Source organism: Endozoicomonas sp. ISHI1 (assembly GCF_024606225.1).
GTDB lineage: Bacteria > Pseudomonadota > Gammaproteobacteria > Pseudomonadales > Endozoicomonadaceae > Endozoicomonas_A.
This window is the reverse complement of sequence record NZ_JAGRPU010000002.1, coordinates 229,591-250,985: the sequence shown is the minus strand read 5'-3', so window position 1 is coordinate 250,985 and position 21,395 is coordinate 229,591. Positions and strand designations below refer to the sequence as shown.

The following is a 21,395-nucleotide window of genomic DNA, read 5'->3' as shown; positions in this document are numbered from 1 at the left end:
TTAATTAAGAGTCTCGAAGGCTTAAAGATAGATGTATAAAGCAGCCTGAACCAGTGGGAACAAGAGAAGTTTTGATCTTGGTTTTCGTGGGCGTTTTGCAATGTATTCAGGCTCTTTGTCAGAGAGATCGTAATAATGTATCTGTGTTTGTGTGTACTCACATATCTCGTAAGATAATTATTTAAAGGTTTTAGACTGATGTGAAGAACGTTAAGTTCCTGCATCAGGCAACCGTCAGGCAGTCGTTATCTGCCCGGATTTTGGTATAACCAATGGTGTAAGTCAGGTATTTTCTTTAGAATGCTATGCCAGTGCCAACAGCTTAAGTACCTGGTTAGTTACTTATATAAAAGCCGTTGATTCCATTTCGGTGATGAGGTGATTTCATGGATATCATGGATCAAATTAAAGAGCAGATTGAAACACATGACATCCTGCTCTACATGAAAGGTTCTCCCAAGCTGCCTCAGTGTGGATTTTCCTCCAAGGCGGTGCAGGTTTTAATGGCTTGTGGCGAGCAGTTCGCCTATGTAGACATTCTGGCTAATCCGGAAATTCGTGCCAATCTGCCAAAATACGCTAACTGGCCAACCTTCCCACAGCTGTGGATTAAGGGTGAGCTGGTTGGCGGTAGCGACATTCTGATTGAGATGTATGACAGCGGCGATCTTCAGAAGATGATCAAGGCCGCTGCAGGCAAAGAGGAAAGCGCTGAATAATTTTGGCCTTCTTCAAGGTGGGGAGGATATGATCCTCCCGCCTAGCAGCCTGTCGGACTTAAGGCTGTCCTACTGCGGTTGCAATAAATTGGTCTAAAAATTCCTGCTTCTTCGTCAAATAGCTCGCTATTCTCCTCAGAAGCAGAAATTTTTATCCTCAATTTCTTGCAATCCTCGCTACGGATGCTTAAGTCCGACAGGCTGCTAGTCTTCCTCGCTCTGAGAGAGAATATAATTTTCCATCCCCATGGTTTTGATGCGGTTCAGATGGACTTCCAGACTATCCATGTGTTCTTCTTCCGCTGCCAGAATCTTTTCAAGTAACTGACGTGAACCATAATCACCTACTTTTTCACAGAGATCGATAGCGTCTTTTAATGGGGGAATCGCTTTCAGTTCTTGCTGCAGATCAGCTTCCAGAATCCCCTTAACATCCGCGGCAATGATTGGCTTTTGCATGTATTTAAAGTCGGGCATGCCTTCCAGGAAAAGAATTCGCTCAATCAGCCAGTCGGCATGCCACATTTCATCAATGGACTCCTTATATACGTACTGGCCTAGTTTGTTAACTCCCCAGTTCTTGAGCATTCGTGCGTGCAAAAAATACTGATTAATGGCAGTCAGTTCATTCATCAATACTTGATTAAGATGATCCAGAACATCTTTGTTGCCTTGCATGATAGAGGCTCCATACAGTCACAAATTTAAGAAGGCATTACAGAAGCTCTTTTCAGGAGCTATGTAATGCCTGTCTCTGAAAAGTACAGGCTACAGAAGTATGGAACCTTAATGACTTATGTCAAAGGTAACGTATTGAAATATAATGAGAATATGTCTTATTTGCGTTATCGGTTGTAGTCGTTGTTAAATCTCTTGGGGTTATATTTCCCATCGCTTGCGGTGAAAAGATCACTGAATCCAATGGATTGGTTAAATGTGATAGATTTTATCTATCTTTTGAAAGAGAAAATTAATAGATATTTGTGCAGGGGTTTATAGGCTAAGGCCGTTATGAGGTGTATTATGTTCTCGCTTCAATGATTGCGATGACTGCAATGTTTGCATGATCGCAGTGATACATACTAAACCTTGGAGATTAAATTCATGGGCGTACTGGTTGGCAAGAAAGCTCCTGACTTTACTGTTCCTGCCGTCCTGGGCAATGGCGAGATTGTTGAAGAGTTTACCCTGTCCGAGGCGATTCGTGGCAAGTACGGTATTCTGTTCTTTTACCCACTGGACTTCACTTTCGTTTGTCCTTCCGAGCTGATCGCTCTGGATCACCGAATCGATGCGTTCAAAGAGCGCAACGTTGAAGTTATCGGTGTTTCCATCGACTCTCACTTTACTCACAACGCATGGCGCAATACACCTGTCAGTGAGGGCGGCATCGGTCCTGTTAAGTACACTCTGGCAGCTGACATGGCTCACGACATCTGTAAAGCCTACGACGTTGAGTCCGAAGGCGGTGTCGCTTTCCGTGGTGCTTTCCTGATTGATAAGGACGGTGTTGTACGCTCCCAGATCATTAACGATCTGCCTCTGGGTCGTAACATGGATGAGCTGGTTCGTCTGGTTGACGCCCTGCAATTCCACGAAGAGCATGGCGAAGTTTGCCCGGCTGGCTGGAGCAAAGGTGACAAGGGTATGGATGCATCCCCTGCTGGTGTTGCCAAGTACCTGTCTGAGAGTGCTGAAGGCCTGTAATCACAGACTTCGTCATTTGATGATTGAAAAGGCCGCCTTCGGGTGGCTTTTTCTGTTTATGGAGTTCTGTGTTAAAGAGCAGGCTCGGAAGTGACGGGCGTTTAACTCCTGTTTGATAGATCAGCCTGTTATTTCCAGCGTCTTTTTTCAGAAACTTTTTGAACAAAGCTGGGGTGAAGTACTTGACTCAGCGAGAAATCTCATTAATATTCGCAGCCGTTAGGTGATGACGCAAAGCATCGTCGACAACGATTCCCCGATAGCTCAGTTGGTAGAGCAAATGACTGTTAATCATTGGGTCGCTGGTTCGAGTCCAGCTCGGGGAGCCAACTCTTTCTGATCACTTTCGATTGAAGAGTTGAAAGTTTATTGAACTGCGTGTTTAATAAACGGCTTGGGTCGTTAGCTCAGTTGGTAGAGCAGTTGGCTTTTAACCAATTGGTCGTAGGTTCGAATCCTACACGACCCACCACTTTCTTCCCCGATAGCTCAGCTGGTAGAGCAAATGACTGTTAATCATTGGGTCGCTGGTTCGAGTCCAGCTCGGGGAGCCACTTTAAAGTCTTATGCAAGAGTTTGCTTTCTGAGTTGCGCATTCAGCAGGCATTGTGGGTCGTTAGCTCAGTTGGTAGAGCAGTTGGCTTTTAACCAATTGGTCGTAGGTTCGAATCCTACACGACCCACCACTTTTTTTCCCCGATAGCTCAGCTGGTAGAGCAAATGACTGTTAATCATTGGGTCGCTGGTTCGAGTCCAGCTCGGGGAGCCACTTTAAAGTCTTATGCAAGAGTTTGCTTTCTGAGTTGCGTATTCAGCAGGCATTGTGGGTCGTTAGCTCAGTTGGTAGAGCAGTTGGCTTTTAACCAATTGGTCGTAGGTTCGAATCCTACACGACCCACCACATTGAAAAAAGCCGGTTCATTGAACCGGCTTTTTTTTCTGTCTTCTGAAAATGAACTAATGCAGCTTTAAGTGGGGACGTGTTGTTTTTCCGATAAAGTCTTTCAGAATCAGTGCTCCTGTCCTGAGCCGTCCAAACAGCGCTACCTGATGCATTCGGTATAGACTGATGTAAAACATCTTGGCCATCATCCCTTCCACCATCATATCGCCGCGCGTGATGGCTCCCATTAAATTACCTACGGCGCTGAAACGACTCAGTGAGATCAGAGAGCCGTAATCTTTGTAGGTAAAGGTTAAGGGGGGCTGACCCTGCAGAACGTTTCCTGTGAGGCTCTTGGCCAGCAGCTCGGCTTGCTGATGGGCTGCCTGGGCTCTGGGGGGGATGGTGATCGGTTCGCCGTTATTGTCCTTCAGCGTACAACTGGCGCAGTCACCCAGTGCATAGATGTGATCATCCAGAGTAGATTGCAAGGTGGGTTTGACCAGAAGTTGGTTAATTCGATTGGTTTCAAGGCCTGCAATATCTTTCAGGAAGGCCGGCGCTTTGATACCTGCCGCCCAGATACTGAGATCGGAGTCGATAAAGTCACCGCTTTTTGTGTTCAGGCCTTTGTTAGTAATCTCACTCACTAGCTGACGGGTTTGTATCATGATCCCCATTTTTTGCAGCTGCTTGTGTACACTGCTGCTGATACGAGCGGGCAGGGCAGGCAGTATTCGGTCACTGCCTTCTATGACAGTGATCTTTACTTTATTGGGCTGGATAGCGTCCAGGCCATATCGGGCGAGTTCTATGGCTGCATGGTGAAGTTCTGCGGCCAGTTCCACCCCGGTTGCTCCGGCACCAATGATGGCGATGTTTAGCTCAGGCGATTTTTCCCGGGAAGCCTGGGCATGAAGGTAGTGATTCAAAAGCGTAGTATGTACTCTTTCCGCTTCTTCCCGGTTGTCCAGAAACAGGCAGTGATCCACCGCGCCCGGGGTATTAAAGTCATTTGCGGTGCTGCCTAAACAGATCACCAGGTCATCGTACTCCAGGCTACGCTCGGGAACGACTTCTTCTCCGTTATCGTCGTTAATGGGGGCGAGGGTAATGGTTTTATTATCCCGGTCCAGACCGCACATTCTGCCGGGCAGAAAGTGAAAATGATTCCATTTTGCCTGAGCCAGATAACTCAGCTCATCTTCAAAGGCATTCAGGGAGCCGGCGGCCACTTCATGCAAAAGAGGTTTCCAGAAATGAGTCTTTCGAACATCCACCAGAGTAATCCGGGCTTTCTTCTTCTTGCCCAGTTTCTTACCCAGTCTGGTAGCTAATCCCAGCCCTCCGGCACCTCCTCCAACAATAACAATTTTATGCAGCTGATCAGTCACTTTATTCTCTCTATTTTTATAAAGGAGTGTTTTGAATCAGTCTAAAATGCCCAACTCGCCTCTTGATTTTATGGTTACAAAGAGGGGGGAAACTGATTAAAAACACACCCTACGGCTATTCAGACGGGCTCAACCCAAGACAAAGACGCCTATCAGGCGGCTGAGAACACCTAGCATGACAATGATGACTGCCAGCCAGAACATCAGCTTCAAAGGTCTGAAACGGTTGCGCTCATTAGCATTGGTTCCAGTAGTGATAAAGCGGTCAACCCTGGCCTGATCTTCAGGGCACAGGCGGGTCTGGGTTTCTTCCATTTGCCACTCCGTATTCTCAGCTCCCTAGAGTATGCTACCTAAGCACTCAATGTGCCAATAGGAAACCCGAATTTGACCGAGAAATACCCAAAATAATCTGAACATGTGTGCTGGTTAGTTGCTTGATCATGTTGACTAGATTCAAGCTCTTGATCAATCTAGTTCTGATTGGCATAGAATATGGGTGCTGCGAGTGAAACTGATTTTATTGGCGTTAAGAGTTCAATATTTCGAATGGGTTGAATTGTTCAAGGTATTTTGTCGTTATTCGTCCCAGCGCACATTCCTTAAAGCCTTTCTTGAGTTGAAGCTCCGATATCTTCTGGACAGCCCTTTTCAAGTTAGTAAGCGCTTCCTGATTAAAAAAAAGTCAGACGACTTATATCTCTATGGTGAAACGCCTTTAACGGTGCTAGATGATATTTGTGAAAAGTCTGGAATAACGTCTCAGGATCATGTTTTTGAATTGGGTGCAGGCAGCGGTTTTACTTCGCTCTGGATGGCTGCTTTTGCGGGCGTTCGAGTGACATCGATTGAGCAGGTCCCCACGTTTTGTCTGAGACTGCAGCGTGTCAGTCGAAGAATGAAGCTGGACAAACTAAACGTTATCGAGGGTGATTATCTGGAGGTGGATCTTTCGGCTGCCACGGTCATTTATCTCTATGCATCTAATCTGGATGATCTCACTATTCGTTGCCTGACGCTGAGAATGTTGGCTCTTAAACCCGGGAGCAGAGTGATTTCTGTCAGCTATCCTCTTCAGGAGTATTGCCCTGTACCGGGTATTTTTGAGCAAAGTGAACGCTTTCCTGTTTGCTTCCCGTGGGGGGAAGCCGATGTATTTTTGCAGGTCAGAACATCTTATGTGCAGAAGTCAGGCGTCTGACGATGGTGCTGCCATAGCGAGCGATCAATTCAGGAACCGGTTTATCCGGAAATTGCTCCAATCCCGCCTTGATGAAATTCCAGGTCACCTGAGCCTGTCTGATCGGTTTGGCAGCATGAGCATGGCCACCATACTGTTCACCGAGTTTTGACAGCTTTTGTTCGAAATGCCCGGCCAGGGTTTGCAACTGAAGCCGACCTGAAGCGCTTTTGTCCTCTTTTAGTTCAGATAAGGTCAGGCTGAGGTATTGACGTGACAGGCGTTCCATGAGTAGTGCCTGCTCTAGAAAGCCGAGCTTTTCACCTCTGTGTGGTTTGTGGGTCAGAATTTTTTGTCTCAGAAGCAGTAGCTTTCTATCCAGCCTGGCCAGAGCCAAGAGCAGTGTAGAGGCTTCCGGGGGGCGAGAGTGAGCAGGTAAATCAGCCATCCAGGCGGCGTGTCGGCTAATGATAGGCCATAGCGCCAGGGTCGACGAGATCAACTTTGCAGTTTCCTGGTCTCCGGATTGCCATGGCAAGGCAGGGATGTTCTGGTTCAGCAGAGCCAGATTGTCCTGCATTTTCACTCTGGCCTCCTTGTTGAGAAAGTCGACCTGTAGCAGGTGAATATTCACGATCAACTGGTTCAGCAATAACTCCTGCTTCAGAAGGTGTTCCGGAGTCAAGTGATTGTTTTTGACAGGCGGCTCTGAAGCTGCAGTCTGGTTCATAAAAGCGAGAAGAAAAAACAGTGCGGCCAGTAAATGAGCTTTAGACATGGTGGAGTCCGGAAACAGTGAAGTCATCCCTTATGTATCGGATGTCCCGGTTGTCACTTGATTGTGACAACCCAGATCATTTGCAGCCATCAACAAGATCGTGAATGGCCTAATAAAGACCGCTTAACAGATCTATCAGAGCTCATGAGGGCATGCAAATATAGCTCGCCTCAAACGTCAGTTGTTGCCTTCCAGTTGTTCCTTGAGTTTGGCTGGAACTTCCTTGATGACAAGCTGATTCAGGTCTTTGTTGTACACTACCTGAGTACCGAGCAGCTCGGCATCAAAAGCAATGTTAAGACCCTTGCTGCGACCGGTGTACTTAACCAGTTTGGTCAGAGTGCGTTTCTCTGGAGCCATGGGTTGGTTCATATCATAGTCACGAGTGTTGACGAAACGGGCAAAATCATCAGAGCCGGCCTCACTCAGGTAACCGGTAAGCTCATCCAGAGTCAGGGCATCGCCATCATCCATTTTGGTCTGGCAGAAGTCATAGACCTGTCGACTGACTTCCCGGTGATTTTCCAGGGAAGGCGCTTCTCTGGCGTACTCCTTTACAGCACTGACCAGCGTGTCAGCCTCTTCCTTGCTGTTGCTGGTTTCATTGCAGCCCAGAGCTTCCTGAAATACATCGCTCAGGCGACGGCCACCACGGGGGCGCAAAAAAGAGAGGTAACGGCCGCTGTTTTCGTTACCCTGCCACTCGGTGATATTAATGCGGCAGGCCAACGGCATTCTGGTCGTATCCAGGTAGGCTACATCTTGAATGGAAAGGTCATCTGTAACGGTGATGCTGACGTTGCTGGTCAACATGCAGAGCATGAAGTATCGGGTCAGACCCTGCTGGTAATCAGCAAACAGAAGGTACCCTCCACCCAGCGCACCTGCTTGATCGAGCTTTTCCAGAAGTTGGTTCAGGGTATTGCGGGTCAGGGCCGTAAAATCCATTTTTTCTACCAGATAATCACCCAGTTCCCCGGGGAAAGGACTTTCGGCGTCCGGGTTGAACTGACCATACTGTTTGTCCTGTTTCTTGTTGTAGGTTTGCAGCAGGTCGTCCAGCATCGACTCCAGAGCCGGGGTGGGGGGCAGGCTGTGAGTTGCCGGAATAGCAATCAGGGAGTCACTGCCAGGGGATTGTTTCAGCTGGTGTACAATGATTTGTTGAATGGCCATAAGTTAATAGTCTTGCAAGCAGTGGTGATCGTCTAACCCGAATGTTTCATAAATCAGGCAGGTTCCGTCCAACCGCCTCATAGGATTGGGTCGACCAAAAAAGCCTGGGACGAAACAAACCGGAACCCGCTATGGCAAAACATACACAAGAAAACCTTCGTTTTCACCCTGTTAATGGTAAAACTGTCAGCGCTGATTTTAACGGGGAGTTGTCCTCAGGTTTTGGCGTGTTGATCTGAACCACTCAGCCAGCCTGACCTGAGCTGCTAAGCACCAGAACTTGTTTAACACCCAATGCGGCAATATCTGCAATTTGCCAGTGATGAAGGTTGAAGGTTTTTGCAGAAAGTTGATTACCGCTATCTCTCTTCGTGGCATGCTCGCCAGTGCGGTGCTATACAGATCTGGTACAAATGGCAAAGGCCATCCAATGAGGCTCTTTACAGGATGATATAAGTGGCAGGTTATGTTCTATTTTATTCTGTCTTTGTTAACTGTCTCTCAGCGATCAGACAAGACTGATCTGAACTGCGTCGATATGAAATTGCGCTCCCTGCCGAGATTATTTCTAGGCATTTCGTTTCTGTTAACGCCTGTCGTAACCTTGTCCGGACAGAGCGGGACGTTTGTGACGACGGGCTATTCCGGCTCCGCCCCGGGCACTTACAACCCATCCAGTATTCCGTTGCCCATTCTTCTACTCCCTCTTGCCTATCACATCTCTTTTAATCGTTTTCCCTATTCTGACATCGGCCAGGAGACCAGGCCTGAGCCGTCCTTTTGTATTGAGCCTGATGATCCCCTCCCCACCTCCAAGCCAGGCTGCCTGCCCCTGCCAAACGAACTGAATATTCAACTGGCCCCTGACCAGGGAGTCCCGGGTCAATGGACTTGGCGCTTACCCGGCAAAGGCAAGTCAGAACTTTACCCTGAACAGGTACGGACAAAAGCCACTGAAGAAGTTGTGCCAGTCCCTATATCAGTCCCTGACACGAGTTTACAATGGGAGCCAGCCCACCCTGTTCCCAGACCAAATGATGTCTTCCTGCCCGGGCCTCCCGGCTCAAAGGGCGTCATAACACCGAATACTAAAACGACGAACAATCTTACTCCCCGGAGTTGCGATGACGAACACTGTCTGAGTTGGGGGTTCGATGATGGACATGAATGGATTCTGGACCTGTCAGAAACTATTGCCCCTTTCCCTTTATTAGAAGACCCCCCCCCCTGGAGTGAAAAGAAGCCAGCACAGGAAGCGGCCAATAGACAGATAGTGGCCACCAGAACAACTGATCAGCATGGTAATGTCTTTTATAGACTGGATGACAATAAGCAGGTTCATTATATCAGTGAGGAAGAATACCGGCGGCTACTCTCATTGTATTTCCAGATGTGGCTTGAATTCCTGTATCCAGAGTATTTCGGCCCCGGAGTGCCTGCCGGAGGTGGTTGGCATCAATGGCACTGGCGAATCCGGAAAATGCCACGGGATCCGGAACCCCCATCCGACCCCCCTGAACATTTAGCTGGGGCGCCAGCAAAAAAATTGCCCAAGAACATCAGTCAACGGCCTGATGGTGGGGGAGACTCCGGCGAAGGGAGCGTGTCAGAACAAGAGCTTTCCGCCTCGCCCGCACCCACCTCTGGCGAAGCAGGTAAGGCAACTTCCTCGCGTTTTATTGTTGATGAGGCTATCAATGATGATTACTCCGTAGTCACAATCTCAGTGAGTGATATGGATCAGTCAAGCTTGTTCCGTGGAGACACCGTCCAGCTAATCGGCAAACTACGAAAAACGTCTATAGCCATTGTTTTATCGGATGTGAATCAGCCATCTGGCAGGATCAGGATGCACAGTGCAATGCGGAAAAACCTTAAAGTGAGGCTGGGAGATATAGTCAAAATCGCCCACATTCCTAATCTTCCCTATGGTAAACGAGTGAGTATATTGCCGATAAAAGATAGCCTTGAAGGCATTACCGGCAACTTGTTTGAGGTGTTTTTGAAACCATTTTTTAGTGATGCGTATCGACCCGTTGCCAAAAAAGACATCATTCCTATAACTGCAGGAATTCGAACCGTTCAGTTCCAGGTGATGGAAACAGATCCGGAAGGTGGGTGCATAGTGGCCTCGGACACACAAATTTTCTGTGAGGGCCATGCCGTCGAGCGTGAAGATGAGTTTTCAATCACTGAAGTTGGTTATGATGATATTGGTGGGCTTAGACCACAGATTCAAACAATACGCGAAATTGTTGAGCTTCCTCTGCGTTACCCACAACTTTTCAATACCCTGAATGTGAGTCCTCCAAGAGGAATACTTCTGAGTGGACCACCGGGAAATGGAAAAACAATGATTGCCCGGGCTATTGCCAACGAGAGCGGTGCCTTCCTCTTTATCATTAATGGCCCGGAAATAATGAGTAAAATGGCAGGTGAGTCAGAATCCAATCTGAGAAAGGCTTTCGAAGAAGCTGAAAAAAACAGGCCTGCCATTATTTTTATCGATGAAATTGACTCGATAGCCCCAAAGCGTGACAAAACTCAGGGTGAAGTAGAGCGACGTGTGGTAGGCCAATTGCTTACCTTGTTGGATGGTTTGCAGCCCAGACGGCAGGTTATGATTCTGGCAGCCACCAACAGGGTTAATTCCATTGATCAGGCACTGCGCCGATTTGGCCGGTTTGATAAAGAAATCCACATCGGCGTTCCTGACCAAACCGGTCGCCTGGAAATCCTTCAGGTTCATACCAGGGACAAAAAACTGTCCGATGATGTGGATTTGGAAAAGATCGCAAAAACCTGCCATGGGTTCACCGGCGCTGACATCGCACAGCTTATTAGTGATGCCGCCATGATCTGTATAAGGGAAAAAATAGATATAACTACTCTGGATGATGAGCAGAATATTGATGCCAGATTTTTGGATAGTCTGGAAATCACTCAGGCCCATTTTGATCAGGCTCTCCGTTCCTCCAACCCATCAGCGCTCAGAGAAACCTTTGTCGAGATACCCGCTGTGACCTGGGCAGACATCGGTGGCATGATGGATGTCAAAAAGACATTGCTGGAAATGGTTCGCTATCCCCTTGAATGGCCCGAGCTGCTCAAGCATTTTGGTCAGAAACCGTCACGGGGTGTGCTTCTGTATGGCCCCCCCGGTTGTGGCAAAACACAGTTGGCCAAAGCCCTGGCCAACGATTGCCAGGCTAACTTCATTGCCATAAAAGGGCCAGAGTTGTTGACTATGTGGTTTGGTGAATCAGAGCACAATGTTCGTGAGCTTTTTGACAAAGCCAGACAGGCAGCACCGTGCATCCTGTTTTTTGATGAAATTGATTCTTTAGCGTCCTCCAGAGGGGCATCAATGGGTGACGCTGGTGGCGCAAGCGATCGCGTCCTGAATCAGCTGTTAATCGAAATTGATGGTATAGCTGAACGGAATAACATTTACATCATCGCCGCCACCAATCGACCAGACATTCTTGACAGAGCTCTTATGAGACCGGGTCGTTTCGACAAGCACATCTACATTCCACTGCCAGATCTTGCAGGCCGATTGCATATCTTCGAAGCTGTCCTGCGTAATACACCGGTAGAGGATAATGTTGATTTAAGGCAGCTAGCTGCTAAAACCAAAGGTTTCTCTGGAGCTGATATTAACGAAATCTGCCAGACAGCAATACAACAGGCAGTCAGGGAGTACATTGGCAGAACGCGTAACCTGCAGGAAGCTCAGGGTGAGGCAATGGATGTTGAAGAATCTCTTGATAGTTACATGTTGACGCGCAGCCATTTTGAGCACGCCATGAGCACGGCGAGGCGCAGCGTTGGGGAATCAGATATTCACCGTTATGAAACGTTTCACTTGCGGTCAAGCCAAACCGGGACCCCATTCCGTTTTCAGGATACCCCCCCTGCATCAGCGCCATCTGGAGCAGTAAGCCTCTTTGAAGAGCCTGAAGATGACGACTTGTATGATTAAACTTTCATAGCAAAAGCACCTGAAGCTTGGTGCTTCAGGTGCTTTTTCTGGTTGAAGTGTTCGCTGCTCTCGCTCTTGCGTTGTTCTATTGCCAGTCGTCATCTTCTGTTGGGGTTATTCAGCGATCCGTCTGAGAAAGTTTGCACCAACTTGCACCAGAATAAGGGGTACTGGAGCTCTGGTACGTTTAACCGGGCATAAGTCCTTGGACATATTGCAGACAAACCTTTTCATGGTATCTTCCTTCCCGATCATGTTTTAGGGTTCAGAATATGCCCAAGGCTTTGCTTGACCAGTAGATCTAATTGATGCTGATTGGGACTGATTCTGGCCATTAACTGAAGGCCGAGAAAAAAGCTGGTGAGTTCCCTTGCAGCATCCGTGCTGCTCAAACTGGGGGCGATGAGGTTCTTTTCCGTTCCCTTGAGTACCTGGGTCAATAATGCTTGCTGAATCGTATTGACAGCCTGTCTGACCAGCTTTGTGGCCTCATCTGGCAACAGGTGAAGTTCTGTGCTGGTGCAGGCTAGAAAGCAGCAGTTCTGGTACTGCATGTCTTGGGGATGTCGATAGCCAGCTGTCAGAAATCGGCGTAAACCTTCTAGCGGAGGGCCCGAACCAAGATACTTTTGGATTCTCAACTGTAGGTAGTGTTCAATGTAATACCGTAAGACGTGCAGGTATAAGCCTTCTTTGTTTTTAAAATGATGATAAAGGCTACCCGGGTGCAGATCGGTGGCTTCTTCTAACTGTCTTAGAGAAGACGCCGAGAATCCTCGGGACCAAAAGAGAGCGAGTGCGTTATTCAGCGCCTTGTCTTTATTAAAAGAGGTGTGCCTACCCATAAATGAAAATAATTGACTTGGGAACTTCCAATGTAGCAGTAACTTTCTGTTCCCGACAACTCTCCCACAACGGATTAGCATGCATTGTGGGATACAAGCTGGAGAATACCCCAATGGCTCTGACCCCTTCGAATATGGTGGCACTGGGCTCGTCTGCCCCTGATTTTGAATTGCCTGAACCTTCATCCGGGCAGTCGGTTTCACTGCAGGAAGTGAGTAAAGAGAAAGGCGTTTTGGTGATGTTTATCTGTAACCACTGTCCCTATGTGATTCACATTGAAGATGCACTGGTGCAGTTGGGCAAGGATTATGCCGATCGAGATCTTGGCATAGTGGCTATCAGTGCTAACGATGCTGAAAGCTATCCTGATGATGCTCCTGAAAATATGGCATTAAAATCTTACCCGTTTCCCTATCTCTATGATGAAAGTCAGTCAGTGGCGAAAGCTTATGATGCAGCCTGTACGCCTGATTTTTTTCTCTTCGATGTCGAATTGAAGTGTGTCTATCGAGGTCAGTTTGATGCCTCGCGTCCCGGTAATGACAAGCCTGTGACCGGAAGCGATTTGAGGTCCGCAATGGACGCAGTGTTGGCGGGAGAGCGTGTATCAGAGAATCAAAGTCCCAGTGTTGGCTGCAATATCAAATGGAAGTAGTTGTGCACTTTTCAGAAGGCATTATTCTTTCTCAACCCAGAGGGTCCAGTTTCTATATTCGGACACTTTTTCGAAGCGTTCTCTCAGTGGGTCCGACAGCATATTAATGTTGCCGTCACGAGTGGCCAGAAAGTCTCTGCGATTCTTGTGTAATTGATCGAGGATCTCCTCTTCATCAAAGGCTAAGAGGGCCTGGCCCTGGGAATAAAAGCGAGCCGAGAAGGGGCGTTTCATGAAGTAAATAAGATGACCGGGCTGCTCAGCCGGGTGAGTCATCATGCCGGCGACCAGGTACTTTTGAGATTTTTTACCACCGTCGTTCATCATGACAATGGTAGTGATAATCATCAACAGAGGTGTCAGGGTCGCCAGGGCAATAAGCTTCCCGGAATGGCTAGGCCAACGCTCCCCAAACAGTCTTGCAATAATCAGTGCCAGAGCAGGCATCACAGGCAGCGTGTAAGTCCAGATCAGATTGGCGGTGAAGGTGAAAAAAAGAGGCAGAAAGAGCAGCCAGCAGAGCAGGAAGTAATCCCATTCCTGCAACTGCAGTGTGGGCTTCTTTTGCCAGAATTTCCAGAGTTGGATAATGACGACTCCCAGTAACACGAATGTCCAGGGAAAGCCTCCTGCCAGCAAGTAACCCCAGATGGCCCCCAGCATATGAACATGGGCATTGCCGTATTCATCACCCTGCCAGCCGGAATCCAGATAGCGGGAAAAATGTTCGCCAATAAACATGTACTCCAGAAGGCCGGGGTTGCGTATCTCTGCACTAATATACCAGGGAAGGGCAATGGCGGCCGCCAGAACAGTGCCTTTGATCCAGGGGAATGTGTGCCACAGCGTTATCAATCGAGCTTTTGGAAGGCACCATAAGAAAATCGGACCGCCCGCCAGAACCACAGCAGCGAGCCCCTTGGCCAAAAATGCCAGACCGCAACCCGCAAAAAACAGATACTGCCACCGCAGTGCCATAGATTTGTCTTGATAGTGCCAGCCCATCCAGAAGCTGCAGAGGATAAGAGTGATCGTCAGGGTCATGACCGGGTCGGCCAGAAGAGCTCCCGAAAGAACCAGAAACGTAGCAGAAGTGATCAGGAACAGTACTGTAATTTTTGCCTTTTGTTTCCCCATTTGAAAGTGGGCCAGCTTCCAGACCAGTGCCAGAATACCCAAACTACAAATCAGGGAGGGTAAGCGGGCGGCAAATTCATTGATGCCAAATAACTTGAAGCTTACGGCTGAAAGCCAGATAAACAACGGCGGTTTACCCAGAAACGGGATACCATAATCAAAATACGGAATGACCCAGTCGTTAGTCTCTACCATCAGCCTGACGATCTCACCGTAGCGGGCTTCTGAGGTGTCCATCAGAGGGTACAGGCCGAGGGAGAGCAGCCGGATCAGAACCGCAATCAGTATCAGGAGTGACACCCAGAACCAGCGGGAAGAAGATTTTAGGGAGGCGTCGGTCATTATTATTCTGAACTCTGTGTCTGATTACCGTGAAAACGTCCAAGGATACAAAGGACTTTTGTTCCTTTACTCTTTATTGTTTCGGCCAATTCATTCATTGCACAAATACAGTGGAAAAAATCTCTGACTATCTGCTGTTCGTTTGCTGCAAAAGAAAGCGCAACCAATGAGTAACCTGACTGAGGCGTTGATTGTGACTCAAGTGATCACAATGCTTATTGAAAGTAGTTCATTTTGATCGGTTTCTATAATTTTTTTCGTAGACATCTCGACCCATGGCTTCGATCTGCCGGTCAATCATTGTCCGGAAGCTGTCCAGACAGTTTTGGTGAACCCCCGGGTCTCCTGAAAAAACTCGCATAAGGCATACCGCGGCTTCGACAGTGGACAGAGCTGACTGATGGGGTGCTTTGCGGATTCGGTAGCTGGATTCCAGGTTTTCTGACAGGGATATCCACGGTAGAGATTGAAGCTGGGGATTGAGGTGAAGTATCTTTCTGGCTTTTCTCCAGGTACCATCCAGCAGAATGCAAACATCAGGCAGGCCGTGGATTTTCTGATATTCAGACGATTGAAGAGCCCCGTCGCCCGGAAAAAGTAAACAGCCTTTTTTGTTTTCTAAAAGGATCTTGAGGTGTGGGTTTTCATTGAAGTCCTCACCCACGAGAATCTTGCAGTTCTTAATGCCTAGTTTGAGAATCCGGGCGGTATTCAGCGGATGTTTGACCTCATCAGGATGCTGCAGGATCAATAGTTCACAGCAGGCCTGCTCAAGCTGTAGATCCTGGCAGATGCAGAATTGCAAAGGACGCTCACAGCGCTGGCACTGGGCTCGGGCCATGCATGACATTCCTGAAAGTCAGATTAATACGGGGCAAAACGGTTCCGGATGTTTTGGGAATACAATGCTGCCAGTAGCGCTGGGTTGAGCCTGACATCACCAGCAGTGAGCCAGGAGATAAATTTATCGACAAAGGACTTATACCTCTGGACTTGCCCTCTTTGTGTTTCAGTCGAAAGCGTCTTTCCTGACCCAGGCTCATTGATGCAATAACGGGGTGTTCGCCCAGCTCCGCTTCATCGTCGGAATGCCAGCCATTACTGTCATTACCATCACGATACAGATTGAGCAGCACTGTGTTGAATGATGAGCGACAGGCTTGCTCGACCACTTCTTTGATTGCCAGTAGTACTGGTGTCCATGGCTCTGGAACCAGCGTCAGGCCAGAGTAGCTATAGGTCATGCCTTTATCGCCATACCATGCCTGTAAACGGGGTAAATCCAATGCTTTTCCAAAAAGCGTGATCTTATCCTGACGCCACCGGGTCCCGGATAGAAGCTGCTGGTAGTAAAATTCACAGTCTTTTGGTGTGATCACTTCTGGCCAGAAAGACAGCTCGGCGTCAGGGGCATAAATGTTGATTGAATGCAATTCGTTTTATTGGGAGCTGTTATGCAGGGACATTTGAAAGATTAGCTTTTCTGCCGTGCAGTCAAAGTCCAGCATCGCCTTGATGACGGTGATGCCGTTTTCCTGACTGGTTTCCGACTGCACCTTGCAGTTGCCTGATCCTACTGACAGAGCTCGCTGTTCAATTTTCCTGAACTTGTCCCGGGCTGAAATTGCCTTGTCGCCACGAATCTCCAGGGTAACCCAAGTATCATCGTCGCGGATCAGGGTACCAACCTCTACAGTATTGCAGGTGGTGCACTCAAAGGGGTCTTTTTCGTTCATGTCGATACCTCGTAACAGCGAGAAATCTTGCTTCATTAATCATCAAATTAACATATTACAAGATCTATGGGGATACGTCAGATTCTGCGAAAACCCTCTTGGGCTTGCGAGGTTGATTGTATCTCCAAAATCCTTCTTTAATCGGATATGTCCCTGTTTTTTGTGTCCTGTATTTGTTTGTTTGTCTTAGTGAGTGTTTGTGAAAGCTTTTTTATTCGGTTTTTATGGTATAGGCTCAGTGATTCTCGAAGTTGTACGTCATCAAAATGAGGGATAAACGGTGCTTTCGTTCAAAAAGTTGCTGGTATTCCCTCCATCAGAATTAAGGTGAGCGTGCCTTTAAGCCATGAACAAAGTGCCAGAGTGAAAGAAATTTCACGGTAAAACCCCGGGAAGTTAAATCTATGACAGACAGCAAGGCGAATTTGCGTCGCAACGTGAACCTGCTGGGAACACTGTTGGGTCAAACGATTAAAGAGCATCATGGCGAGGATTTTTTCAATCGTATTGAAAGTATTCGTCAGCTTTCCAAGGCTGCAAGAGCAGGCAGTGAGGATGATAGGGATGTTTTGCTGGATCAATTGAAAAACCTTTCCGATGACGATCTGGTGCCCGTCACACGAGCGTTTAGTCATTTTCTCAATTTGGCTAATCTGGCCGAGCAATATGACAGCATTGCCGTCAGCCATGGCGAAACGTTCTGTGTCCCGGATCACTTCGATGAGCTGATGGCCAGGCTGAGAAATCAGGGTTTCAGTCAAGAGCAGATCGCTGACAGTGTAGCCAGTCTGGATATGGAGCTGGTGTTGACCGCTCACCCCACCGAAGTTTCCCGCAGAACCCTGATCCAGAAACATGAATCAATTTTTGAGTGCCTTAGCAAGCTGGAAAGCAGCCGTTTGAGCTTCAGGGAACGGGCCCGCCATGAAGACCGGCTTCGTCAGTTGATTGCTCAGGCCTGGCACACTTACGAGTTCAGGATGAAGCGGCCATCGCCTGTTGATGAGGCCAAGGGTGGGTTTGCTACCATCGAGCACTCTCTGTGGAATGCGGTTCCTGATTTTGTTCGTGCCATAGACGAGCGGCTCAGGGAACACACGGACATAGGTCTGCCACTGGATGCTGTGCCGGTGCGTTTTTCTTCCTGGATGGGAGGGGATCGGGATGGGAATCCATTCGTCACCGCTGAGGTGACTCAGGAAGTGCTCTTGTTGAGCCGCTGGATGGCTGCGGATTTGTACCTCAGGGATCTGAAGCCTCTTATTGGAGAACTCTCCATGACAGAGTGCAGTGAAGAAATGAAGCAGAAACTGGGGGAATGTCGAGAGCCCTACCGGGTGATTCTCAGGCAACTCAGGGAACGTCTCAGAGAGGCCCGAAGCTGGTGTGAATATTCACTGGCCGATAAACCCCGTTCTTCTGAAGTGCTTCTTGAGCATAAAGATCTTGTTGAGCCTCTGGAGCTCTGCTATCACTCGTTGCATAAAGTGGGTCTTGGGGTCATCGCCGATGGTCCGCTGTTGGACATGATTCGTCGTGCTCACAGCTTTGGTCTCACCCTGATACGTCTGGATATTCGTCAGGAGGCGAGCAGGCATACCCGGACGGTCAGTGAGTTAACCAGGGCTCTCGGGATTGGAGATTACCAGAGCTGGGACGAGCAGGAAAAGCAGACCTTTCTGCTAAAAGAGCTTCAGAATCCCAGGCCCATGATTCCGGTAGAATGGGAGCCTTCCGAAGAGGTCGCTGAAGTCATTGCCACCTGTCGTGCTATTGCCAGAGAAGGTCAGCAGGCATTGGGGGCCTACGTCATTTCCATGGCCTACAAGCCGTCCGATGTATTGTCTGTAGCACTATTGCTGAAGGAGTGTGGCGTTGACTTTGCGATGCCGATTGCTCCCCTGTTTGAAACACTGGATGCTCTGGATGGTGCCAGTGAGTGCATTAGCTCTCTGCTGTCATTGCCCTGGTATCGTGGCTATTGTCATGGGGGGCAGATGGTCATGATCGGTTATTCCGACTCTGCCAAAGATGCTGGCTGGATGGCTGCAGCCTGGGCTCAGTATCGGGCTATGGAAGAGGTGACGGAAGTTTGTCGTGAAAATAATGTTGAGCTGACGTTGTTTCACGGTCGTGGCGGCACCATCGGTCGCGGCGGTGGCCCTGCCCATGCGGCGATTCTTTCCCAGCCACCGGGCTCTGTGAACAATAATCTGCGGGTCACTGAACAAGGAGAGATGATCCGTTTCAAGTTTGGTTTCCCTGACGTCGCCATTAATAGTCTGATGCTTTATGCCAGCGCTACCCTCGAAGCAAGCCTGTTGCCGCCACCAGAACCAAAACAAAGCTGGCGAGATATGATGGATCAGCTGGCCAGGGATTCCCTGCAAATTTACCGGGGCATGGTTCGGGATGAGCCTGATTTTGTTCCCTACTTTCGTGCTGTGACGCCAGAACAGGAACTGGCCAAGCTTCCGCTGGGCTCCAGACCTGCAAAGCGCAAGCCTAATGGTGGCGTGGAAAGTTTGCGGGCGATTCCATGGATATTCGCCTGGACCCAGATTCGTCTCATGCTGCCCACCTGGCTTGGATGTGGTGCTGCCCTGAAAAATGCCCTTGAAAATGGTCAGAGAGACACTCTGGAAGAGATGATCAGTCAGTGGCCGTTCTTCAAGGCACGACTGGAAATGCTGGAGATGGTCTTTATGAAGACCGATTCTAATCTGGCTGAATACTACGAGGAGCGTCTGGTACCCGCCGAGCTACAGCATTTGGGAGAAAGCCTGCGAGAGCAACTGGAAACTGCAGTTCAGGCACTGCTGGAGCTCAAAGGCGGTGAAGAGTTGATGTCTAACCATCCTCAGAACAAACAGGCCATCGCTTTACGTAATCCTTATACTGACCCTCTGAACGTTCTTCAGGCAGAGTTACTCTACCGGGTAAGACATACAGAGGAAGGGGAGGTTTGTGAAAACCTTGAGCAGGCTTTGATGATCACCGTTGCAGGTATTGCTGCAGGTATGCGTAACACCGGTTAATTGAACCGGAAACCATTATTCCTCACGGAGCAGGCTCTAACAGGAGTTGTCTGAGCCTGCTATCCTTCGGAACAGGTGATTCGGCAGTTTTATCAAACGCAAGAGCCTGTGCCTCATTCATAGGAAAAGCTCTCTGATCAAAAAAACTTCAGTCTCTTTACTGCACGCAAAGTCTATGATGAAGGACGACCGCTCTTTATTCGGGGCTTTTTTGCTGACATGTTGGTCAGAGTCTGCAGTTCAGGATCAACCTGCGTAATGACTACTGCGTTTTTATCCACACACGACCCGTGTATCTGTTCTACTGCAGTTTAGGTTCGTATATTTGAGACACAACCGTCAATTGGGTTCCTGAAATCTCTCTCACCCTGCAGCAAGCATCCAAGACCCCGGGAGTGCTTTCTGCGAATGACTGTCTATACTCGGTCAGCCTCCGGTGAGCTGTCGTACAATGGTGTGAGGTGAAATTTTAAGGTTTTATTACCATGGTGCATGATATAGGATCACGGAGCACACTTAGATAAGGTGATCGGAACAAGCATGGCTGTCGCTGCAATTATCACAGGAACGGGGCTTTACACCCCGGCCAGCTCCATCAGTAATGATGAACTGGTCGCGAGCTATAACACCTGGGCTCAAAAAGAGAACGATAAACACCAGCAGGCAATCGCTGCTGGTGAAAGGGAACCTCTGCCGATGAGCAGTAGTGCGTTCATAGAAAAAGCGTCGGGCATTAAAAGCCGTTATGTCATGAATCGGGAAGGCGTTCTTGATCCTGACCGTATGGTACCCCTGCTACCCGAGCGGGATAACGAGGAAATCTCCGTTCAGTGTGAAATGGCATTACATGCTGCCAGAGATGCGCTTTTCCAGGCCAAAGTTAGACCAGAAGAGGTGGATCTGGTTATTGTTGCTTGTTCCAACTTGCAAAGGGCTTATCCTGCCGTCGCTGTTGAAGTGCAATATTATTTGGGAGCGTCTGGCTATGCCTACGATATGAATGTTGCTTGTTCTTCTGCAACGTTTGGGATCAAAGCGGCCACGGATGCCATTCTTTCCGGTCACGCGCATAGGGTTCTGGTGATCAGTCCCGAGATCACTTCCGGTCATTTGAATTTTCGCGATCGTGACAGTCACTTTATTTTCGGAGATGCCTCTACGGCCGTTGTTGTTGAAGCCGACAGTGTTGCCAGGAATGAGAATGGTTTTGAAATACTGGGTACCAGAGCCTGGACTCAGTTTTCCAACAATATCCGTAATAATTTTGGATTCCTGAATCGCGCTGATGAGTCTGGCGTAGGGCAACCCGATAAGCTTTTTGTGCAGAATGGCCGCAAGGTTTTCAAGGAAGTCTGTCCCAAAGTGGCAGAGATCATTTCAAGTCATCTGGATGAGCTAAGGCTAGCGTCTGAAGAACTCTCTCGCCTCTGGCTGCATCAGGCGAACCTGAGCATGAACCAGCTGATTTCACGAAAAATACTGGGTCGTGAAGCGACTTCTGAAGAGGCGCCGGTTATTCTGGATGAGTACGCCAATACCAGTTCTGCCGGATCAATCATTGCTTTCCATAAACACTCAGCAGATCTGGAAACTGGCAGCTTTGGTGTTATCTGTTCTTTTGGAGCGGGCTACTCGATTGGCAGTGTTGTCGTCAGAAAACGCTGAAAGTCTTGTGATGAAAATGCAACTGGTTGAGATCGCTGCGGAACAGTGCGGTATGCGGGCAAATTTACCTATTTGTCATTACCCATTACAATAGCCTGCAATTTTTCCCGAATACTTGCCAGTGCCCGGAAATCGAAACACAGGGTTCCAACTC

The 21,395-nt window shown here is 48.5% G+C and carries 17 protein-coding genes and 6 tRNA genes; 13 read left to right on the top strand and 10 right to left on the bottom strand.

The window, feature by feature from the left end; translation table 11 throughout:
• The first annotated feature begins 386 nt into the window (after nucleotides 1-386).
• Entirely contained in the window at nucleotides 387-719 is a 333-nt protein-coding gene (gene grxD, locus KBW69_RS03200; protein ID WP_257274494.1) for a Grx4 family monothiol glutaredoxin, read from the top strand.
• A gap of 204 nt (nucleotides 720-923) precedes the next feature.
• On the opposite strand, the gene bfr is transcribed toward grxD, so the two are convergent.
• Nucleotides 924-1,397, bottom strand: coding sequence for a bacterioferritin (gene bfr / locus KBW69_RS03195; RefSeq protein ID WP_257279882.1), 474 nt, complete (start codon nucleotides 1,395-1,397; stop codon nucleotides 924-926).
• Nucleotides 1,398-1,823: 426 nt separating this feature from the next.
• Here bfr and KBW69_RS03190 point away from each other — a divergent pair, with 426 nt between their 5' ends.
• The 7 genes from KBW69_RS03190 to KBW69_RS03160 all read left to right on the top strand — a co-directional run bounded on the left by KBW69_RS03190 (nucleotide 1,824) and on the right by KBW69_RS03160 (nucleotide 3,327).
• Nucleotides 1,824-2,426 carry a peroxiredoxin gene (locus KBW69_RS03190; RefSeq protein ID WP_257275517.1) on the top strand — a complete coding sequence of 201 codons (603 nt, stop codon included), beginning with the start codon at nucleotides 1,824-1,826 and terminating at the stop codon, nucleotides 2,424-2,426.
• A gap of 253 nt (nucleotides 2,427-2,679) precedes the next feature.
• Nucleotides 2,680-2,755: transfer RNA gene (locus KBW69_RS03185), tRNA-Asn, on the top strand.
• A gap of 67 nt (nucleotides 2,756-2,822) precedes the next feature.
• Nucleotides 2,823-2,898 (top strand) — tRNA-Lys (locus KBW69_RS03180).
• Between the two features lie 6 nt (nucleotides 2,899-2,904).
• Nucleotides 2,905-2,980: transfer RNA gene (locus KBW69_RS03175), tRNA-Asn, on the top strand.
• Between the two features lie 56 nt (nucleotides 2,981-3,036).
• A tRNA-Lys gene (locus tag KBW69_RS03170) sits at nucleotides 3,037-3,112 on the top strand.
• Nucleotides 3,113-3,119: 7 nt separating this feature from the next.
• Nucleotides 3,120-3,195 (top strand) — tRNA-Asn (locus KBW69_RS03165).
• Between the two features lie 56 nt (nucleotides 3,196-3,251).
• Nucleotides 3,252-3,327 (top strand) — tRNA-Lys (locus KBW69_RS03160).
• 56 nt (nucleotides 3,328-3,383) lie between these two features.
• On the opposite strand, the gene KBW69_RS03155 is transcribed toward KBW69_RS03160, so the two are convergent.
• Entirely contained in the window at nucleotides 3,384-4,703 is a 1,320-nt protein-coding gene (locus KBW69_RS03155) for an NAD(P)/FAD-dependent oxidoreductase (protein ID WP_257279881.1), read from the bottom strand.
• A 129-nt stretch (nucleotides 4,704-4,832) separates the two neighbouring features.
• On the bottom strand, nucleotides 4,833-5,018 hold the full coding sequence (locus KBW69_RS03150) for a DUF3094 domain-containing protein (protein ID WP_257279880.1): 186 nt from the start codon (nucleotides 5,016-5,018) through the stop codon (nucleotides 4,833-4,835).
• Nucleotides 5,019-5,211: 193 nt separating this feature from the next.
• On the opposite strand from KBW69_RS03150, the gene KBW69_RS03145 reads away from it, so the two are divergent.
• Nucleotides 5,212-5,904 (top strand): rRNA adenine N-6-methyltransferase family protein, encoded by a 693-nt coding sequence (locus tag KBW69_RS03145; RefSeq protein WP_257279879.1) that lies wholly within the window; start codon nucleotides 5,212-5,214, stop codon nucleotides 5,902-5,904.
• Here the strand turns inward: KBW69_RS03145 and KBW69_RS03140 are convergent.
• Both KBW69_RS03140 and KBW69_RS03135 read right to left on the bottom strand, forming a co-directional pair.
• A complete protein-coding gene (locus KBW69_RS03140; protein WP_257279878.1) occupies nucleotides 5,870-6,661 on the bottom strand; it encodes a hypothetical protein in 792 nt (263 codons plus the stop codon). The genes KBW69_RS03145 and KBW69_RS03140 overlap by 35 nt on opposite strands.
• Before the next feature lie 177 nt (nucleotides 6,662-6,838).
• Nucleotides 6,839-7,837 (bottom strand): nucleoid-associated protein, encoded by a 999-nt coding sequence (locus KBW69_RS03135; RefSeq protein WP_257253545.1) that lies wholly within the window; start codon nucleotides 7,835-7,837, stop codon nucleotides 6,839-6,841.
• A 466-nt stretch (nucleotides 7,838-8,303) separates the two neighbouring features.
• Here KBW69_RS03135 and KBW69_RS03130 point away from each other — a divergent pair, with 466 nt between their 5' ends.
• Nucleotides 8,304-11,822 (top strand): AAA family ATPase, encoded by a 3,519-nt coding sequence (locus tag KBW69_RS03130; RefSeq protein ID WP_257279877.1) that lies wholly within the window; start codon nucleotides 8,304-8,306, stop codon nucleotides 11,820-11,822.
• Between the two features lie 251 nt (nucleotides 11,823-12,073).
• Here KBW69_RS03130 and KBW69_RS03125 read toward each other — a convergent pair whose 3' ends face one another.
• Nucleotides 12,074-12,667, bottom strand: a complete 594-nt coding sequence (locus KBW69_RS03125) for a TetR/AcrR family transcriptional regulator (RefSeq protein WP_257279876.1) — start codon at nucleotides 12,665-12,667, stop codon at nucleotides 12,074-12,076.
• 113 nt (nucleotides 12,668-12,780) lie between these two features.
• Here KBW69_RS03125 and KBW69_RS03120 point away from each other — a divergent pair, with 113 nt between their 5' ends.
• Nucleotides 12,781-13,323: a thioredoxin family protein gene (locus KBW69_RS03120; protein ID WP_257279875.1), complete on the top strand. Its 543-nt coding sequence runs from the start codon at nucleotides 12,781-12,783 to the stop codon at nucleotides 13,321-13,323.
• A gap of 21 nt (nucleotides 13,324-13,344) precedes the next feature.
• Here the strand turns inward: KBW69_RS03120 and KBW69_RS03115 are convergent, their stop codons facing one another.
• From KBW69_RS03115 to KBW69_RS03100, 4 genes are all read right to left on the bottom strand, one after another.
• On the bottom strand, nucleotides 13,345-14,802 hold the full coding sequence (locus KBW69_RS03115; RefSeq protein ID WP_257279874.1) for a glycosyltransferase family 39 protein: 1,458 nt from the start codon (nucleotides 14,800-14,802) through the stop codon (nucleotides 13,345-13,347).
• Nucleotides 14,803-15,031: 229 nt separating this feature from the next.
• Nucleotides 15,032-15,643, bottom strand: coding sequence for a tRNA-uridine aminocarboxypropyltransferase (locus KBW69_RS03110; protein WP_257275226.1), 612 nt, complete (start codon nucleotides 15,641-15,643; stop codon nucleotides 15,032-15,034).
• Nucleotides 15,615-16,235, bottom strand: coding sequence for an alpha-ketoglutarate-dependent dioxygenase AlkB (locus tag KBW69_RS03105; protein WP_257279873.1), 621 nt, complete (start codon nucleotides 16,233-16,235; stop codon nucleotides 15,615-15,617). The genes KBW69_RS03110 and KBW69_RS03105 overlap by 29 nt, the downstream gene beginning before the upstream one ends.
• 6 nt (nucleotides 16,236-16,241) lie before the next feature.
• Nucleotides 16,242-16,538, bottom strand: coding sequence for a YfcZ/YiiS family protein (locus KBW69_RS03100; RefSeq protein WP_257275228.1), 297 nt, complete (start codon nucleotides 16,536-16,538; stop codon nucleotides 16,242-16,244).
• A 404-nt stretch (nucleotides 16,539-16,942) separates the two neighbouring features.
• On the opposite strand from KBW69_RS03100, the gene ppc reads away from it, so the two are divergent.
• Together ppc and KBW69_RS03090 are read left to right on the top strand one after the other, a co-directional pair.
• The gene (gene ppc / locus KBW69_RS03095) at nucleotides 16,943-19,576 is read left to right on the top strand and encodes a phosphoenolpyruvate carboxylase (RefSeq protein ID WP_257275229.1); all 2,634 of its coding nucleotides are present in this window, start codon (nucleotides 16,943-16,945) and stop codon (nucleotides 19,574-19,576) included.
• 540 nt (nucleotides 19,577-20,116) lie between these two features.
• Nucleotides 20,117-21,241 (top strand): beta-ketoacyl-ACP synthase III, encoded by a 1,125-nt coding sequence (locus tag KBW69_RS03090; RefSeq protein WP_257279872.1) that lies wholly within the window; start codon nucleotides 20,117-20,119, stop codon nucleotides 21,239-21,241.
• The last annotated feature ends 154 nt before the right edge of the window (nucleotides 21,242-21,395 follow it).

Excerpts from the sequence above, each read along its gene's own strand:
- grxD (WP_257274494.1), top strand. The coding sequence starts at position 387 with ATGGATATCATGGATCAAATTAAAGAGCAGATTGAAACACATGACATC.
- bfr (WP_257279882.1), bottom strand. The coding sequence starts at position 1,397 with ATGCAAGGCAACAAAGATGTTCTGGATCATCTTAATCAAGTATTGATG.
- KBW69_RS03190 (WP_257275517.1), top strand. The coding sequence starts at position 1,824 with ATGGGCGTACTGGTTGGCAAGAAAGCTCCTGACTTTACTGTTCCTGCC.
- KBW69_RS03150 (WP_257279880.1), bottom strand. The coding sequence starts at position 5,018 with ATGGAAGAAACCCAGACCCGCCTGTGCCCTGAAGATCAGGCCAGGGTT.
- KBW69_RS03140 (WP_257279878.1), bottom strand. The coding sequence starts at position 6,661 with ATGTCTAAAGCTCATTTACTGGCCGCACTGTTTTTTCTTCTCGCTTTT.
- KBW69_RS03135 (WP_257253545.1), bottom strand. The coding sequence starts at position 7,837 with ATGGCCATTCAACAAATCATTGTACACCAGCTGAAACAATCCCCTGGC.
- KBW69_RS03130 (WP_257279877.1), top strand. The coding sequence starts at position 8,304 with ATGTTCTATTTTATTCTGTCTTTGTTAACTGTCTCTCAGCGATCAGAC.
- KBW69_RS03125 (WP_257279876.1), bottom strand. The coding sequence starts at position 12,667 with ATGGGTAGGCACACCTCTTTTAATAAAGACAAGGCGCTGAATAACGCA.
- KBW69_RS03120 (WP_257279875.1), top strand. The coding sequence starts at position 12,781 with ATGGCTCTGACCCCTTCGAATATGGTGGCACTGGGCTCGTCTGCCCCT.
- KBW69_RS03115 (WP_257279874.1), bottom strand. The coding sequence starts at position 14,802 with ATGACCGACGCCTCCCTAAAATCTTCTTCCCGCTGGTTCTGGGTGTCA.
- KBW69_RS03110 (WP_257275226.1), bottom strand. The coding sequence starts at position 15,643 with ATGGCCCGAGCCCAGTGCCAGCGCTGTGAGCGTCCTTTGCAATTCTGC.
- KBW69_RS03100 (WP_257275228.1), bottom strand. The coding sequence starts at position 16,538 with ATGAACGAAAAAGACCCCTTTGAGTGCACCACCTGCAATACTGTAGAG.
- ppc (WP_257275229.1), top strand. The coding sequence starts at position 16,943 with ATGACAGACAGCAAGGCGAATTTGCGTCGCAACGTGAACCTGCTGGGA.
- KBW69_RS03090 (WP_257279872.1), top strand. The coding sequence starts at position 20,117 with ATGGCTGTCGCTGCAATTATCACAGGAACGGGGCTTTACACCCCGGCC.